Source organism: [Clostridium] clostridioforme AGR2157 (assembly GCF_000424325.1).
Classification (GTDB): Bacteria; Bacillota; Clostridia; order Lachnospirales; family Lachnospiraceae; genus Enterocloster; species Enterocloster clostridioformis_A.
On the sequence record NZ_AUJR01000050.1, the window covers coordinates 1 to 15,185 of the forward strand.

Annotated in this window: 14 protein-coding genes; 2 read left to right on the forward strand and 12 right to left on the reverse strand. The window is 49.4% G+C overall.

From position 1 onward, the window contains the following. The 4 genes from G614_RS28070 to G614_RS0118840 form a co-directional block, all read right to left on the reverse strand. Positions 1-228: helix-turn-helix domain-containing protein (locus G614_RS28070; protein WP_242828140.1), on the reverse strand; the 228-nt coding region annotated here is incomplete at its 3' end. Between the two features lie 59 nt (positions 229-287). Then, positions 288-1,238: a substrate-binding domain-containing protein gene (locus tag G614_RS28075; protein ID WP_242828141.1), complete on the reverse strand. Its 951-nt coding sequence runs from the start codon at positions 1,236-1,238 to the stop codon at positions 288-290. Between the two features lie 75 nt (positions 1,239-1,313). Then, a complete protein-coding gene (locus G614_RS0118835; RefSeq protein WP_027643188.1) occupies positions 1,314-2,543 on the reverse strand; it encodes an ROK family transcriptional regulator in 1,230 nt (409 codons plus the stop codon). 505 nt (positions 2,544-3,048) lie between these two features. Continuing rightward, positions 3,049-3,231: a FeoB-associated Cys-rich membrane protein gene (locus G614_RS0118840; protein ID WP_027643189.1), complete on the reverse strand. Its 183-nt coding sequence runs from the start codon at positions 3,229-3,231 to the stop codon at positions 3,049-3,051. 211 nt (positions 3,232-3,442) lie between these two features. Between G614_RS0118840 and G614_RS0118845 the strand changes: the two genes are divergently transcribed. Both G614_RS0118845 and G614_RS0118850 read left to right on the forward strand, forming a co-directional pair. Continuing rightward, positions 3,443-3,823, forward strand: a complete 381-nt coding sequence (locus G614_RS0118845) for a metal-dependent transcriptional regulator (RefSeq protein WP_027643190.1) — start codon at positions 3,443-3,445, stop codon at positions 3,821-3,823. 10 nt (positions 3,824-3,833) lie between these two features. Continuing rightward, positions 3,834-4,403, forward strand: coding sequence for a nitroreductase family protein (locus G614_RS0118850; protein ID WP_027643191.1), 570 nt, complete (start codon positions 3,834-3,836; stop codon positions 4,401-4,403). Between the two features lie 106 nt (positions 4,404-4,509). Here the strand turns inward: G614_RS0118850 and G614_RS0118855 are convergent, their stop codons facing one another. The 8 genes from G614_RS0118855 to G614_RS0118890 all read right to left on the reverse strand — a co-directional run bounded on the left by G614_RS0118855 (position 4,510) and on the right by G614_RS0118890 (position 15,101). Continuing rightward, entirely contained in the window at positions 4,510-6,444 is a 1,935-nt protein-coding gene (locus G614_RS0118855; RefSeq protein WP_027643192.1) for a heavy metal translocating P-type ATPase, read from the reverse strand. A gap of 33 nt (positions 6,445-6,477) precedes the next feature. Next, positions 6,478-6,696, reverse strand: a complete 219-nt coding sequence (locus G614_RS0118860) for a cation transporter (protein ID WP_027643193.1) — start codon at positions 6,694-6,696, stop codon at positions 6,478-6,480. Positions 6,697-6,773: 77 nt separating this feature from the next. Continuing rightward, positions 6,774-7,133, reverse strand: coding sequence for an ArsR/SmtB family transcription factor (locus G614_RS0118865; protein ID WP_027643194.1), 360 nt, complete (start codon positions 7,131-7,133; stop codon positions 6,774-6,776). A gap of 223 nt (positions 7,134-7,356) precedes the next feature. Beyond that, a complete protein-coding gene (aspS, locus tag G614_RS0118870; RefSeq protein ID WP_027643195.1) occupies positions 7,357-9,147 on the reverse strand; it encodes an aspartate--tRNA ligase in 1,791 nt (596 codons plus the stop codon). A 22-nt stretch (positions 9,148-9,169) separates the two neighbouring features. Then, positions 9,170-10,435, reverse strand: a complete 1,266-nt coding sequence (gene hisS, locus G614_RS0118875; RefSeq protein WP_027643196.1) for a histidine--tRNA ligase — start codon at positions 10,433-10,435, stop codon at positions 9,170-9,172. A gap of 119 nt (positions 10,436-10,554) precedes the next feature. After that, the gene (hemZ, locus tag G614_RS0118880) at positions 10,555-12,075 is read right to left on the reverse strand and encodes a coproporphyrinogen dehydrogenase HemZ (RefSeq protein ID WP_027643197.1); all 1,521 of its coding nucleotides are present in this window, start codon (positions 12,073-12,075) and stop codon (positions 10,555-10,557) included. A gap of 32 nt (positions 12,076-12,107) precedes the next feature. Further along, complete coding sequence (locus G614_RS0118885) at positions 12,108-12,794, reverse strand: MBL fold metallo-hydrolase (protein ID WP_027643198.1); 687 nt, start codon at positions 12,792-12,794, stop codon at positions 12,108-12,110. A 21-nt stretch (positions 12,795-12,815) separates the two neighbouring features. Further along, entirely contained in the window at positions 12,816-15,101 is a 2,286-nt protein-coding gene (locus tag G614_RS0118890) for a RelA/SpoT family protein (protein WP_027643199.1), read from the reverse strand. Positions 15,102-15,185: the final 84 nt, after the last annotated feature.

Consider the following 15,185-nt stretch of genomic DNA (forward strand, 5'->3'; position numbering starts at 1 on the left):
AGCTTTCACGCCTGATTCCATATATTTTTTCAGGCAGAGCTTTACCGTCGGTCTCGAAATATCGAGTTTGTCAGCAATGGCTTCATCTGCCATGCCATCTGATTTTAATAAGAGGATTTTGGCTCTCCTGTGGACTCTGGCTTCAACAGTCCCCTTCTGTAGAATGGACTTTAAATATGACTTATCATCATTGGAAAGAAAAATAGGCGTAGCACTCTTTGGCATCATTTTACCTCCTGAAATGGTCTATAAGTATTATACCATTTCAGGATAATAATGTAAACTTATTAAAATCGAGTTATACTAGCTCCAACAACAGACGGCTGTTGAGCCGCAGAACCGGTTGCAGAACCATTTGCCACATAACTCATAAAATCCGGATTCCCGTCAACACCATATATTACAATATCAGACCTATTGGACGCTGCGCACGCTTGTACACAGCCCAGCGCAGCCATATCGTTGATGCAAAAGAAGCCAGCAAGCCCGCTGTCGGCTGTAATTGCGTCTTCAGCAACCGGCAGTGTCGTTGCAGTATCTCCTGAAGTATCAGAAGTCCCTATAATATTAAAATAACCGCCAATGGTATCCCTAAATCCCTGCTCGCGCTGCACACACGCAGTTCCCGAAGGCTGATTCATAATATAAATTTTAGATCCCTCTTCCAGCTTTTCCATCATATTTTTTGCACATTCAACACCCGCCGCATAGTTATCAGAAGCAATCACCGATACCACTAAATCTGTGCGATCTGCAGCGGTATCCACATTAACAACCGGAATGTTGGCATCCGCACACGCCAAAAGCGCTTCTGTACATGCAGTACAATCCATAGGCGCCATAATGATTGCATCCACTTCCTGGTTAATCAAGTCATAAATGTAATTATTCATGGTTGCCTGATCGCTTTCAGCATCTACTGTAACCAACTGTCTGCCCGGATCCATTCCCTTATCAGTCATGGCATCCTTGATACCCCCCATCATAGCTGTCCAAAATGGATTATTCATCGTTGTTGGGACATACGCAATCGTTATATCTGATACAACTTTATCCGACTTTGCCTCCGCTGATGCAGCCTTATCGGCTCCTGATGACGTTTCCTCTTTTTCAGAAGACACTTCCGCCGTCTTTGTTGGTTCGCCGCTTCCCGCATCTGTGCCGGAACTTCCGCATCCAGCTAAGTTTGCAGCCATTGCCACTGCCATCATAATGCTCAGTACACCCTTCTTTTTCATATCATCTTCTCCTTTTTAACATGTTTTATATCTTTTTATCTTTTCCCGCGCGTAAAAAAGACAAATAGTATCCTGTCAGCATAATGCCTGCCGAATCCTTTCCAGTAATAGGTTGTTTTTAAACAGCTTCTCCAGCGCAATATAATACCCTCCCAGCAAAACCGTATCCTCTTTCAGCTTTGTGCATCTTATGGAAACATTTTCCATTATAGATGGATGGACGAACTGACTGACTGACCGCTGTACCTTCTCGAGGAATTCCGGCAAATCTGGATAATCCGCTCCCAATATGACACAGTCCGGGTTGATAATATAAACAATACTGGCAATTCCATATCCAAGCATCCACGCCATCTTATCAATTGCATAAACCGCCAGCGGGTCACCATTTTTATAAGCATCTAATATTTCCCAATAGGAGCTTTTTTCGGTTAATGGACTTTCCGGAAATTCATAAAGACGTTCCAACATATACCGCACTGCGCTTTCTGTGCCCGCACAGTATTCATAGGTACCCTGTATCCCATTCTGCACATGCTTTCCGTTATAATTGATACCCATATGTCCGATTTCTCCGGCGATTCCCAACTGTCCCTCTACAATTTTTCCATTAATTATAATTCCTGCCCCGATGCCAAATCCCACGGAGCCCAGAGCAACTAAACTGACATGCCTATCTGTCTGGCGTTCTTCGGCACATTTCCACTCAGCATAGGCTAATAATTTTGCATCGTGTTCAGATATAATAGGGCGGCCAAAAGCCTCCTCCAGTTCTTTATGTATATTGACCCAGCTTAACTGCTCAAATCCCGATACAAGGAATTCTTCCTGGTCTACATCTTTATCTTTACGGATATATGGTCCTGGTAATCCCAGACAAATTTCTATCACACGGTCTTTACCATACTGTTCTATCAGATTCTTTCCCGTCTCTTTCAGCCTTCTTATTATTTCATAAATATCTCTTTTTTCCAAAAATTCAAATCGTATATGATTAATCATATGTCCGTCAACGGAATACACGCTAACTCGGTAATCTTTCCGATTAATACTAATCGACATGATGTAAATTCCGTCCAGTTTAAGGCAAATCAATTCACCACGTCTCCCCGAAGCGCTTTCTCCATCCACAGCAATAATACCCAAATCTAAAAATTCATTTATGATATTGGTTATGGTTGCCTTCTGAAGTCCAATCCGCGCCGAAAGGTCTGTCCTTGTCATACTTCCATTTTCCAGAAGGGTTTTAAGGACAAGAGTACGGTTTGTCTTCTGCATTTCATTACTATTCATTCCATACTTCATAATCAGCCATATCCTCCTCTCTATTTATGTTCATTATTTTAATATATAACTAAAAGTTTTGGCAATATAGTTTATTAAATTAACTTAAATACATTTTCTTTTGTATATATTACATTATTTTATCTATTTTGTCAACATATATTTAACTATTTTTTATATTATAGTGTTCATTGCATTAACTATACATTCTTAATATACCACTGTTCTTTCTCAAATCATCATTCTGGTTTCAGACATGAATGAAACCAGATAAGGATAAAACTCAAAATTATGTTTAAGACAGCGGACATAGTATTCTCTACCAGCCAAAAAATATGCATGGACAAGTAAAAGGGTAATTGAAAAATTAAATTCTACTTTGCTTACAAAAAGTCGCTATAACTATGGAACAAAAAAGAACTTCACAAACAGCAAAAACGAGATGTATGCCTCATATCATACACCTCGTTTTATTCATAGTACATTATCTATTCAGGACAGCTTTTAACCTGAGACCCTGCAGATACTAAACCCCTTTCCCAGCCTTCTCATGGCTTCCATGACACATAGAGGAACCCGCGCAACCTCCGCATCCTCCTGCACATCCTCCGCATCCCTTGCCTGACTTCTTGTCCTTTATCATGACACGGACGATTGCCCCTGTGATCAGGACCAATATGACCAGAATGATTAATGTCGAAAGATTCATTTGTATCTTCTCCTCCTTCCTTTTTATGCCTGGACAGACACCGGTTCTGACCCTTTCCCAGTCTTTTTACAGGCGCTCTTATAAGCGCTCTTACAGGTTAGCCTTTTCTAACTTCATTCTCAGATTAGCACTTTCAAACTCTCTTGTCAATCGTTTTTTAATATGTTACACTTAGAACTATCATATTAAATAAACGGGGGTATTTACAGACTTGAAAATACAGGAATCAGCAGAAAATTATCTGGAAACCATACTCATGCTGGCCAAGGAACAGCCCTATGTCCGCTCCATCGACATTGCCAATGAACTCGGATTCTCCAAGCCCAGTGTCAGCGTGGCCATGAAGAATCTCCGCCAGAACGGGTATGTCCAGATGGACGATCAGGGGCATATCATGCTGACGCCTTCCGGACAGGCCATTGCGGACACCATGTATGAACGCCATACGCTGCTGTCCAACTGGCTGATTTACCTGGGTGTGGACCCCAGGACAGCTGCTGAGGATGCCTGCCGCATGGAACACACCCTGAGCGCTGAAAGCTTCGATGCCATCAAGCGCCACATCACCCACGGCCATGAACTGCCGGATTAGGAGGAAGCTTATGCTTAAAGACCTTGTGAAACAATGCCGCTCTTACAGAAGATTTTATCAGGATACCGCCATCCCATACAATGAACTGGCCGATATGGTGGATACGGCCCGTCTGACTGCTTCTGCCTACAATGCCCAGGCCCTCAAATTCAAGATTCTGTGCACACCGGAGGAATGCGCTGATATCTTCCCGTATATTGCATGGGCGGGCGCCCTAAAGGATTGGGACGGACCAGAGGAGGGCGAGAGACCCTCCGCCTACATCGTCATTGCCTGTGACCTGGCTATCGGCAAGAACAAGCAGTGGGATGACGGAATCACGGCCCAGACCATCATGCTGGCTGCCGTGGAAAAGGGGTACGGCGGCTGTATGATTGGCAGCTGTATGCGGTCAGAGATTGGCCGGCTCCTGGGACTTGATCCGGAGCATTACAGCATAGACCTGGTGCTGGCCCTTGGAAAGCCCAGGGAAGATGTAGTCCTGGTGCCGGTAAAAGAAGATGGAGCCACTGCGTACTACCGTGACGGGAATCAGGTTCACTATGTTCCCAAACGCAGCCTGGAGGACATCCTTCTGTGATGGTCTTACCATGATTTGGTTTTCAGCACCCCGGCATTATTTTCTGCCATGAATAAAACAAAGCGAAAGGGAAATATTTCTTCACTGCCAAAAAGCAATACGCTTATTACAGTGACAGGGCTCTCATTGCGTTTAGTATGGCAATGACCGACACCCCCACATCCGCGAACACTGCCTCCCACATATTGGCCGCGCCCACAGCGCCCAATAAGAGCACCACTGCCTTCACCCCCAAGGCAAAGGCGATGTTCTGCTTTACAATGGACATGGTCTTTCGTGATATGCGGACCACATCCGCGATTCTGGCAGGGTTATCGTCCATAAGCACAATATCCGCTGCCTCAATGGCTGCATCTGAGCCCATGCTTCCCATGGCAATTCCCACGTCCGCCCTGGAGAGAACAGGCGCGTCATTGATTCCGTCCCCCACAAAGGCCAGCCTGTGTCTTCCTGTCTGCTGGGCCAGCAGCTCCTCCACCTTTGCCACCTTGTCTCCCGGAAGGAGCTCCGCATGGACCTCATCCAGTCCCAGCCTGGCCGCCACTGCTTCTCCTACCTCTTTCTTGTCGCCGGTGAGCATGATTGTCCTTCTGACGCCTACCTTCTTAAGATTCTTTATTGCCTCGAAGGCCTCATCCTTGATTGAATCCGATATGACGATATATCCGCAGTATACGCCGTCCAGAGCCACATAGACAACTGTGCCCATGCTCATGCACTCCTGATAGTGCACATTCATTTCTTTCATCAGCTTGCTGTTGCCGGCCAGTACGGTATGACCGTCAATCTCCGCCCGCACTCCATGGCCGGATATCTCCTGCGCATTGCCGACACGGTTCATGTCGATGGCGTCTCCCCACGCATCCTTGATGGAGCGTGAGATGGGGTGGTCTGAATAACTTTCCGCCAGTGCCGCCAGCTCCAGCAGGGAGCGCTTTTCCTCATCAGAAGGCTGGCCGGCCGCCCACACCCTGGTCCGCGGCACCTCAGATGCCTCCGGGACAGGGCTGCCGGCTACCGCGTGAATCTCAGTCACCTTGAATTCTCCCTTGGTCAGCGTACCTGTCTTATCAAAGACAATGGTGTCCATCTCAGACAGAGCCTCCAGATAGTTGCTTCCCTTGATGAGCACTCCCTTCTTGGATGCAGCCCCAATGCCTGAGAAGAAGCTCATAGGCACGGAAATCACCAGGGCACACGGGCAGGAGATTACCAGGAAGGTGCAGGCCCTTCTGACACCCTCAGACCAGGTCTGGCCAAAGAACAGGGGCGGAATCACAGCCAGGAGCACGGCTCCCATTACCACCAGGGGGGTATAATATCTGGCAAACCGGGTGATGAAGTTTTCCACATGGGCCTTCTTGCTGCTGGCGTTCTCCACCAGCTCCAGAATCTTTGCCACTGTGGAATCATCAAACTCCTTTGTAACCTGCACCCGCAGAAGGCCGCTGCCGTTGACACAGCCGCTGATGATGTCGTCTCCCTCTGCCACCTTACGTGGCACGGACTCACCTGTCAGCGCTGAGGTATCCACCATGGAATCCCCAAACACGACTTTGCCGTCAAGAGGAATTCTCTCCCCGGACTTGACAACGATGATATCTCCCACCTGTACGTCGTCCGGATCTACCTGCTTTAACTGCCCATCCTCCTCTATGTTGGCATATTCCGGGCAAATATCCATAAGCTCAGTGATGGACCGCCTGGAACGGTTCACTGCATAGCTCTGGAACAGTTCACCCACCTGATAAAACAGCATGACCGCCACAGCTTCCGAATATTCCCCCACGCCAAAGGCGCCAAAGGTAGCCACTGTCATCAGGAAATTCTCATCAAAAACCTGGCCGTTGCGGATATTGCGGAATGCCTTATATACAATGTCCCATCCTATAAGAACATATGGAATCAGATACAAGGCCATCTTTCCCCACAACCCAAGCCATTCCGGCAAAATCTCCATGTGGTCTGTTACTGCCAGGGTAATATAAATGATGAAGGCTGCTATGATACGGGACAGCATTGCCTTTTGTTTCTTAGTCATATCGTTTTCCTTTCCAGTGCCGTCCTGCTGCGTTTAAAGCCGGATAATGCAGTCAGGCTCCACCTTCCTGCACACGGACACTACTTCCTTCATGATTTCATCGAACCTGCTGTCATCTGCTTCTATGGTCATCTTCTGGGTCATGAAGCTTACCGTTGCATCTGAGACTCCCTCAATCTTCTTGATTGCTTCCTCCATCTTGGCTGCGCAGTTGGCACAATCCAGGTCCTGCAGTTTGAATTTCTTCTTCATTCTTATTCTCCTCCATATTTGTTATTTTATTTATGATCCATTTTCCATCCCTGCACCATCGGCATCTGCCGCAAAACCTATTCCTCTATATGCTCCATACCCTGGTTGATGATGGTCCTCACATGGCTGTCCGCCAGCGAATAGAATACTGCCTTGCCGTCCCTGCGGCTCTTTACCAGGCGGTTCTGCTTAAGGTTTCTCAGCTGGTGTGATATGGCTGACTGGTTCATATTAAGCAGCTGCGCAATGTCGCAGACACACATCTCCGCCTCGAAGAGCACATACAATATCTTGATTCTGGTGGAATCCCCAAACACCTTGAATATCTCTGCCAGGTCATATAGCTTATCCTCATCCGGCATCTTATCATTGACTGCCTTCACCACATCCTCATGGACCTGGTAAAAATCGCAGCACTCCACATCGTTCATTGCCATGGCTGGTAACCTTCCTTTCTTATTTTCATTTATTCAAATGAATAAGTGTTCATATGTTTATATCTACATTATATACTCTGATTTTAAAATGTCAACTGTTTTTTCCTATATTTAGGCGTGATTGAAAATTTAAAATTGTTTAAAAAACGGATTCTGTCCGGCAAAGCTAAAAACGGAGCCGGCCCCATGGGACCAGCTCCGTCTGATAATCATATATATGATATTACTCTTCCTCAGCCGCAACCGCAATATGCAGTTCCTCCAGCTGTTTCTCATCCACCTGTCCAGGCGCCTCCGTCATCAGACAGGAAGCATCCTTCACCTTGGGGAACGCGATAACGTCGCGGATACTGTCAGCTCCCACCATTAACATCACCACGCGGTCCAGGCCATATGCCAGGCCTGCGTGAGGCGGAACACCATACTTAAATGCCTCCAGAAGGAAGCCGAACTGCTCCTTGGCCCTCTCAGGCGTAAAGCCCAGCACCTCAAACATCTTGGACTGGATATCAGCCTGGTGGATACGCACAGAGCCGCCTCCCATCTCCACACCGTTCAGGACAATATCATAAGCCTTGGCACGAACCCGGCCAGGGTCAGAATCAATATACTGCAAATCCTCATCCATGGGCATGGTGAAGGGATGGTGCATGGCCACGTAACGGTCCTCTTCCTCTGAATATTCCAGAAGCGGGAACTCTGTCACCCACAGGAACTTAAAGTCATCCTTCTTAAGCAAATCCAGCTGTCTGGCCAGTTCCAAACGCAGGTTGCCCAGGACATCAAATACCACCTTATTCCGGTCAGCGGCAAACAGTAACAGGTCGCCCGGCTTTCCGTCCATGACGTTTATCAGCGCATTCATTTCCTCCTCCTTCATGAACTTTGCAAAGGAGGACTTGAAGGTGCCGTCCTCGCTGATTGCCACATAGGCAAGACCCTTGGCGCCAAAGCCCTTGGCATACTCCACCAGAGCGTCTATCTTTTTACGGGGCATATGTCCCTGTCCCTGGGCATTAATGCCGCGGACGCTGCCGCCATTTTCCAGGGCCCCCTTAAACACCGCGAACTCACAGCCCTTAACCACCTCCGAAACATTCTTAAGCTCCATACCAAAACGCAGGTCCGGCTTATCAGAGCCAAAGCGGTCCATGGCCTCCTGCCAGGTCATGCGGGGAATGGGCAGCTGCACATCAAAATTGCAGATTTCCTTAAACAGCTTCTTTAACAGGCGCTCATTTACATCCAATACATCGTCCACATCCACAAAGGACAGCTCCATGTCAATCTGTGTGAATTCAGGCTGACGGTCTGCCCTCAGGTCCTCATCGCGGTAGCAGCGGGCCAGCTGGAAGTAGCGGTCATAACCGGAACACATGAGAAGCTGCTTGAACAGCTGCGGGGACTGGGGCAGGGCGTAGAAGGAACCAGGATGCACGCGGCTGGGTACCAGATAATCCCTGGCCCCCTCAGGCGTACTCTTAATCAGGGTAGGGGTCTCAATCTCAAGAAATCCCTCAGAAGCCAGAAAAGCTCTGGTCAGGGTAGCCACCCGGCTCCTAATCATAAGATTTTTCTGGATATCCGGTCTTCTCAAATCCAGGAAACGGTATTTCAGGCGCAGCTCTTCCTTTGTCTTGCTGTTCTCCTCAATGGGGAAGGGAGGTGTCTCGGACTCGGAAAGAATGCGCATGGAATTGGCCCTGATTTCTATGGCTCCTGTGGCCAGATTGGTATTTACCGCGCCGGAGCGGGCCTCCACCCGTCCTGTAACGGCAACTACGAACTCGCTCCTCAGCTTTTCCGCCTTTGCAAAGTTCTCTGCGCCGCAGTCATTTTCCTCAAATATAATCTGAAGGATGCCGGAGCGGTCCCTCAAATCCACAAAGATGATGCCGCCCTTATTCCTGCTCTTCTGGACCCATCCCATAACGGTCACTTCCTGACCGATGTGGGCAGTGGTCACTTCCGTACATCTATGGGTACGCTTTAACCCAACCATTGATTCTGCCATTGTCTTATCTCCTTTATTTTCCTTAATTCTTCAGGCTTTCCTTATAAAATTCCTTAAACTCCGTATACCCTTCCCTGCCCAGCTGTTCCTTCTGGAACTTCTTGTTCTTATTCATCTGGGCAACCAGAACCTGCACGCCCTTCTTTCTCTCGTCCATGGCCTCGCGGATTACAGCTGCCAGCCTGGCGCTGTCCACGCCCTTTTCAAAGAGAAACGCCTTACTGGCAGAAGCGCCGGGCACGGTAAAGCCATTGTCCATAAGGATGGTTACAATGCGCTCAAAGCCTATGGAGAATCCGCAGGCCGGTGTCTCCATGCCTGTAAACTTGCCAATCATCTTATCGTAGCGGCCGCCGCCTGCCACGGAACCGCCGAAGCCCTCCATGGAGACCTCGAAAATAGTTCCTGTATAATATGACATGCCTCTGACCAACGTGGGGTCGAACTCCAGGCCGAAGTCAGCCTCAGCCACCTCAGCCACTGTGTCCATGATGTGGGCCAGGCCCTCGCTTACATTGGCGGGCATCACCTCTGAGAGCATCTGTCCCAGGGCCCTTACCCCGGCTGCATCCTTTGTCACGTTCTTAAGCATGTCCAGATATTTACTTACGCTCTCCGGACAATAGCCGGATTCCAGAAGCTCCTTCTCCACGCCTTCATACCCAATCTTATCCATCTTGTCCAGGGTAATAAATACCTGGTCCATGGACTCCTCCGGAAAACCGCAGTACAGGGCCATGCCCCGCAGGATGCCCCTGTCATTGATACGGACAGTAAAGCCGTTGTCCGGGCAGATTCTTCCAAGGGCAGTGGTGGTGGCCAGAATCAGCTCAATTTCAGCCAGGCTGGTGGCATCTCCCAGAATATCGATGTCACACTGTACAAACTGGCGGAAACGGCCCTTCTGGGGGCGGTCCGCGCGCCACACGCTTCCCATCTGAAGCGCCTTGAAGGGACTTGGCAGGTTGGCTGCATTGTTGGCGTAATAGCGGGAAAGGGGGAGGGTCAGGTCATAGCGCAGGCCGCTGTCCACCAGGTCATTCTCTTCCTTTGCCCCTTCCAGGTTAAGCTTGTCCCCTCTTTTCAGTATCTTGAAAATCAGCTTCTCATTATCCCCGCCCTGTTTGCTGGTCAGGTTCCCGATGTGCTCTACGCAGGGTGTCTCTATCTGGGTAAATCCAAAGCTTTTATAGGTCTCTTTGATTTGATTCATCACGTACTCACGAATCTGCATCTCAGCAGGCGTGATATCTCTCATGCCGGTGACCGGCTTCTTAGCTAATGCCATACGCGTTCTCCAATCCTGATTTTTCTTCAATATCTTTATTTTAAGCATCTTTTATGATTTTGCAAGTGTTTTCAATGATTTTTTCCTCCCTATGAGTCCGCGGCGTTGCGGGCTTACAGTTAAAGGATGCGCTCCTTGCGCTGTATCATCTCGTCAATCCTGCTGATGTACTGCTCCACTTCCTTTACATTCTCGCAGCGTTCCCTGCGGTTCTCAGAAGGAAATACCACCTTGGTGGTGGTTCCCGCGCCGCAGGCAGCTATGGTCTGCATCTCCTCCATGATAAGGATGTTGTAGATACAGGCTTTGCCGGGCAGGGAGTACCCTACATTCTCAAAATTACCGGCCATGTTTTTCTGGCGGTACAGATAATAGGGCTCCATACCCATCTCACGGGCGCAGGCAGCGCTGAGCTCGATCATCTCCGGGGTGTTCTGAATCTTCAGCCCGCCGTACTCTTCCCTGAACATGTTGAGCCTGGCCGCCCTCTTGATGGCCAGGGAATGGACCGTAAGGGAATCCGGGCCTAGAGCCCGTACCTCCTCCAATGTGCGCCGCACATCATCCATATTCTCCTCTGGAAGCCCCATAATCAGGTCCATGTTGATGTTGTCAAATCCCAGCTCGCGGGCCGTGTAAAAACGCTCCTTCACCATCTCCACGGTGTGGTGGCGGCCAATCAGGTCCAGGGTTTTTTGGTTCATGGTCTGGGGATTAATGGAAATACGGGTGATGCCGTGGTCTCTCAGCACCTTAAGCTTGTCCTGGGTAATGCTGTCCGGCCTTCCGGCCTCCACTGTAAACTCCAGCACGCGGCTCAGGTCAAAGAGCTGCTCCAGCCTGCTTAAGAGAGCTTCTAAATCCTCCGCAGGAAGGGATGTAGGGGTGCCTCCGCCAAAATAGACCGTGTCCAGAGGCCTTCCCTCCATCTTCCGGGCCGTATATTCCAGTTCCTTAAACAATGCTTCCAGGTAAAGGCCTGTGCGCCCCTTCCATTTTCCAATGGGATAGGAGGTAAAGGAACAGTACAGACATGTGGTGGGGCAGAATGGTATCCCCACGTACAGGCTGTAGCCCCGCTCATAGTCCAATGGTTCCAGAAGTTTTTTCTCCCTGGCGGCAATCTCAATGCTCAAATCTATCTTTTCATCGCTGGCAAGGTAGGTCTCCTTCATAAAAGAACGGATATCCTCCTCCTTCCAGCCTTCCTCCAGCCTGGTAAGGGCTATCTTGGTGGGGCGGATGCCGGTGAGGGAACCCCAGGGCATTTCCTTTCCCGTGCGCGCCGCCAGCATGAGGTAAAACATTTTCTTTATGACATTCTTGGTGGCGGAGTGGTCCGAAAGGTCCGAGGGGCGGGTGCAGGAATCCGATAACTTCCAGCCCTTTAACCCCTCCGGCCGTGATGGGGCCTGATCTTTTCCCGGCTCCAGCCCGGTCCCGTTCCCGCTTAAGTCCTCTGAGGCGGCTCCATTTTCCCATATAAAAACGGAAACCGTGCCATCTCCCAGCCGTGTCTCCACGTAAAAGTCCACCCCGTCTTTTACCTCATGGGCATAAGCCTCACCTGGATAAAAGGACATCAGAAGTTCTCTGATGTCCTGTTCGTACCGGTTATCCTGTATTAAAAGTCCAATCATACAAAACCTGCTTTCTATAATAAAGCCTTCTTTTATTCCTGTTTGAAGGCATCCGGGCCTTTTACCCGGAGGATGTTGTCTCTTACCGTAAGCACGGGATTCCCCTTCTTCTCAAACCCGATGGTGGTGGGATCTCCGTGTCCTGTATACACCATGGTATCATCCGGCAGTTTAAACAGTACGTCCACAATGGAGCTGACAATACGAATCGTATTCCCTGTGGGCAGGTCTGTCCTGCCATAGGAACCGCAAAACAGGGTATCGCCTGCAAAGACAATGCCCTCATCCGGCAGATAGAAGCAGCAGGAGCCTGCGGTATGTCCCGGTGTGAACAGCACCTTCCATCTGGTTCCCAGGAGATCCAGTTCCTGTCCGTCATGAAGAAGCACATCCGCATGCAGGCTGGTCTGGGGTCCTCTGAATCCTCCGGTCATATTAAGCTTTGTATCGGCCAGCATATTTTCCTCTGTCTCATATGCATAGACCTTTACCCGAAATGCCCTGAGCACATCCGGCACAGCCATGATATGGTCAAAATGACCGTGGGTCAGCAGGACTGCCGTGAGATTGATTCCCAGCTCGCTGCACTTGTTCAGAATATAAGGAGCGTTGTCAGCCGGGTCAATGACCGCCCCCTCCTTGGTCTGCTCATCATAAACCAGATAACAGTTGGTACTCACCTGTCCCAATACACATGTCTTAATCCTAATATCGCTCATATCCTTCCCCTTTCATCACAGCTATCCTGTTGTTCTCTCTATATCCAGGACGCCCTCAATCTGGCGTATCTTATCCGTCAGCCGGGTCAGCTCATCGGTCCCATGAATGTCAAATGTCATGATGATGGTGGCCTTGCCCTGCTTGCTGGTCCTCACATTCATGGAAGTAATGTCAATCTGCTTCTCCGTAAAGACCTTGGATATATCTGCAAACATGCCAATCCGGTTGTTGGCAAATATCTTGATTTCCGTGGAGTACTGCTCATTGCTGCTGGCTCCCTCCGCCATCTGCCATTCTGCGTCAATCATCCTGCTGCGTTCATCCTCCGGCAGGTTGATGATATTCACACAGTCCGTGCGGTGGATGGATACGCCGCGGCCCCTGGTGACAAATCCTATAATTTCATCCCCCGGCACCGGGTTGCAGCACTTGGAGAACCGAACCGCCAGGTCATGGATTCCCTTGACCATTATGCCGCTCTTTGATTTGCGGACGCTTGCCTCACCGGCCCTTCCCGCTGTGTCAGCAATACCGCTGAGCACATCCGCATCCGTAATTTCTCTCTTTAACTTTTTCTCCCGCTCCTCCAGCATCTTGTTGATGACCTGGCCCTCTTTCAGGCCCCCGTGTCCAACGGATGCCAGAACGGAATCCCAATCCTTATAGGCATACCGGTTCATGACCTTTTCCATGAACTCGGGCTTGCCGATTTCAGACCAGTTAATGCCCTTAGCCTTACAGTAGCGTTCAATCTGGTCCCGGCCCCTGACGATGTTGTCTTCCTTCATCTGGCTCTTGAACCACTGGTTAATCTTATTCTTGGCCTGGGTACTCTTCACAATGCCCAGCCAGTCCCGGCTGGGTCCCTTGGAATTCTGGGATGTGATGATTTCCAGCTGGTCGCCGTTTTGAATCACATATTCGATGGGCACCAGCTTGCCGTTGACCCTGGCTCCCACCATCTTATTTCCCACCGCGCTGTGTATACAATATGCAAAGTCGATGGGGGTGGAACCGCTGGGCAGGGTCTTTACATCCCCTGACGGTGTAAAGCAGTACACACTGTCGGAGAACAGATCCAAATCCCCCTTGACCATACTCAGGAATTCCTTGGAATCGTCCGTATCCCTCTGCCACTCCAGAATCTGGCGCAGCCAGCTGAGCTTTGCCTCAGCGCTTCCCGCAGCCACCTGTCCGCTTCCGCTCTCCTTATACTTCCAGTGGGCGGCGATACCGTATTCCGCTGTCCTGTGCATCTCATAGGTGCGGATCTGTATCTCAAAGGGCTGTCCGTTGCTCCCAATCAGGGTGGTGTGCAGGGACTGGTACATATTCTGTTTGGGCATGGCTATATAGTCTTTGAAACGGCCCGGAATGGGCTTATACATCTCATGGATGACGCCCAGGGCAGCATAGCAGTCTTTCACGGTCTCCACCATGATGCGCACTGCAAACAAATCATATATCTGGTCCAGAGTCTTGTTCTGGTTCACCATCTTTTTATAGATACTGAAGAAATGCTTCACACGTCCGCCCACCGTGGCCTCAATGCCCGCATCCTCCATGTGGTTCTTGACTTCGTCCACGATTTCCCGGACAAAGGCCTCCCTTGTATCCTTGCGAAGGGCCACTTTCTCCACCAGGTCGTAATATACATCCGGCTGAAGGAACTTAAGGGACAGATCATCCAGTTCAATCTTGATCTTGGAAATGCCCAGCCTGTCAGCGATGGGAGCATAAATCTCCATGGTCTCCCTGGCCTTTTCCTTTTGCTTCTCCGGCTTCCAGTACTGACCTGTCCTCATGTTGTGGAGACGGTCCGCCAGCTTGATGATAATAACGCGGATGTCCTTTGCCATGGCCAAAAACATCTTGCGCAGATTGTCTGCCTGAATCTCCACCTTGTCCTTATCCCAGTTTAACTGTGTCAGCTTGGTGACACCGTCCACCAGGAAGGAAACCTCAGAGCCGAACTCCTTGGTCAGCTGCTCCAGGGTCATAATGGTATCCTCTACCACATCATGAAGAAGCCCTGCTGCAATGGTCTCCTTATCCATCTCCAAGTCGGCCAGTATGATAGCCACGCAGAGCGGATGGATGATATAGGGCTCACCGGACTTGCGCTTCTGCTCCTTATGGGCCTCATCTGCAATCCTGTAAGCCTTTTCGATCATGGTGATATCATCCGAAGGATGATATTTGCGGATTGTATTAATCAAGTCCTGATACAGCTCTTCAGGGCTGGTAAAGTCGGCCGGCGCTTCCAATTCGATATCCAGTTTTTCTTTTGTTCCCTCATTTGCCATATGTTCGGTCACCTTTTCCTATGGATAGTCAAGATACATTATAATTTTTTTTATGTAAAAAAGCAAGGGGCGCTTGGAAAAAAG

Excerpts from the sequence above, each read along its gene's own strand:
- G614_RS28075 (WP_242828141.1), bottom strand. The coding sequence starts at position 1,238 with ATGAAAAAGAAGGGTGTACTGAGCATTATGATGGCAGTGGCAATGGCT.
- G614_RS0118835 (WP_027643188.1), bottom strand. The coding sequence starts at position 2,543 with ATGAAGTATGGAATGAATAGTAATGAAATGCAGAAGACAAACCGTACT.
- G614_RS0118840 (WP_027643189.1), bottom strand. The coding sequence starts at position 3,231 with ATGAATCTTTCGACATTAATCATTCTGGTCATATTGGTCCTGATCACA.
- G614_RS0118850 (WP_027643191.1), top strand. The coding sequence starts at position 3,834 with ATGCTTAAAGACCTTGTGAAACAATGCCGCTCTTACAGAAGATTTTAT.
- G614_RS0118855 (WP_027643192.1), bottom strand. The coding sequence starts at position 6,444 with ATGACTAAGAAACAAAAGGCAATGCTGTCCCGTATCATAGCAGCCTTC.
- G614_RS0118860 (WP_027643193.1), bottom strand. The coding sequence starts at position 6,696 with ATGAAGAAGAAATTCAAACTGCAGGACCTGGATTGTGCCAACTGCGCA.
- G614_RS0118865 (WP_027643194.1), bottom strand. The coding sequence starts at position 7,133 with ATGGCAATGAACGATGTGGAGTGCTGCGATTTTTACCAGGTCCATGAG.
- aspS (WP_027643195.1), bottom strand. The coding sequence starts at position 9,147 with ATGGCAGAATCAATGGTTGGGTTAAAGCGTACCCATAGATGTACGGAA.
- hisS (WP_027643196.1), bottom strand. The coding sequence starts at position 10,435 with ATGGCATTAGCTAAGAAGCCGGTCACCGGCATGAGAGATATCACGCCT.
- hemZ (WP_027643197.1), bottom strand. The coding sequence starts at position 12,075 with ATGATTGGACTTTTAATACAGGATAACCGGTACGAACAGGACATCAGA.
- G614_RS0118885 (WP_027643198.1), bottom strand. The coding sequence starts at position 12,794 with ATGAGCGATATTAGGATTAAGACATGTGTATTGGGACAGGTGAGTACC.
- G614_RS0118890 (WP_027643199.1), bottom strand. The coding sequence starts at position 15,101 with ATGGCAAATGAGGGAACAAAAGAAAAACTGGATATCGAATTGGAAGCG.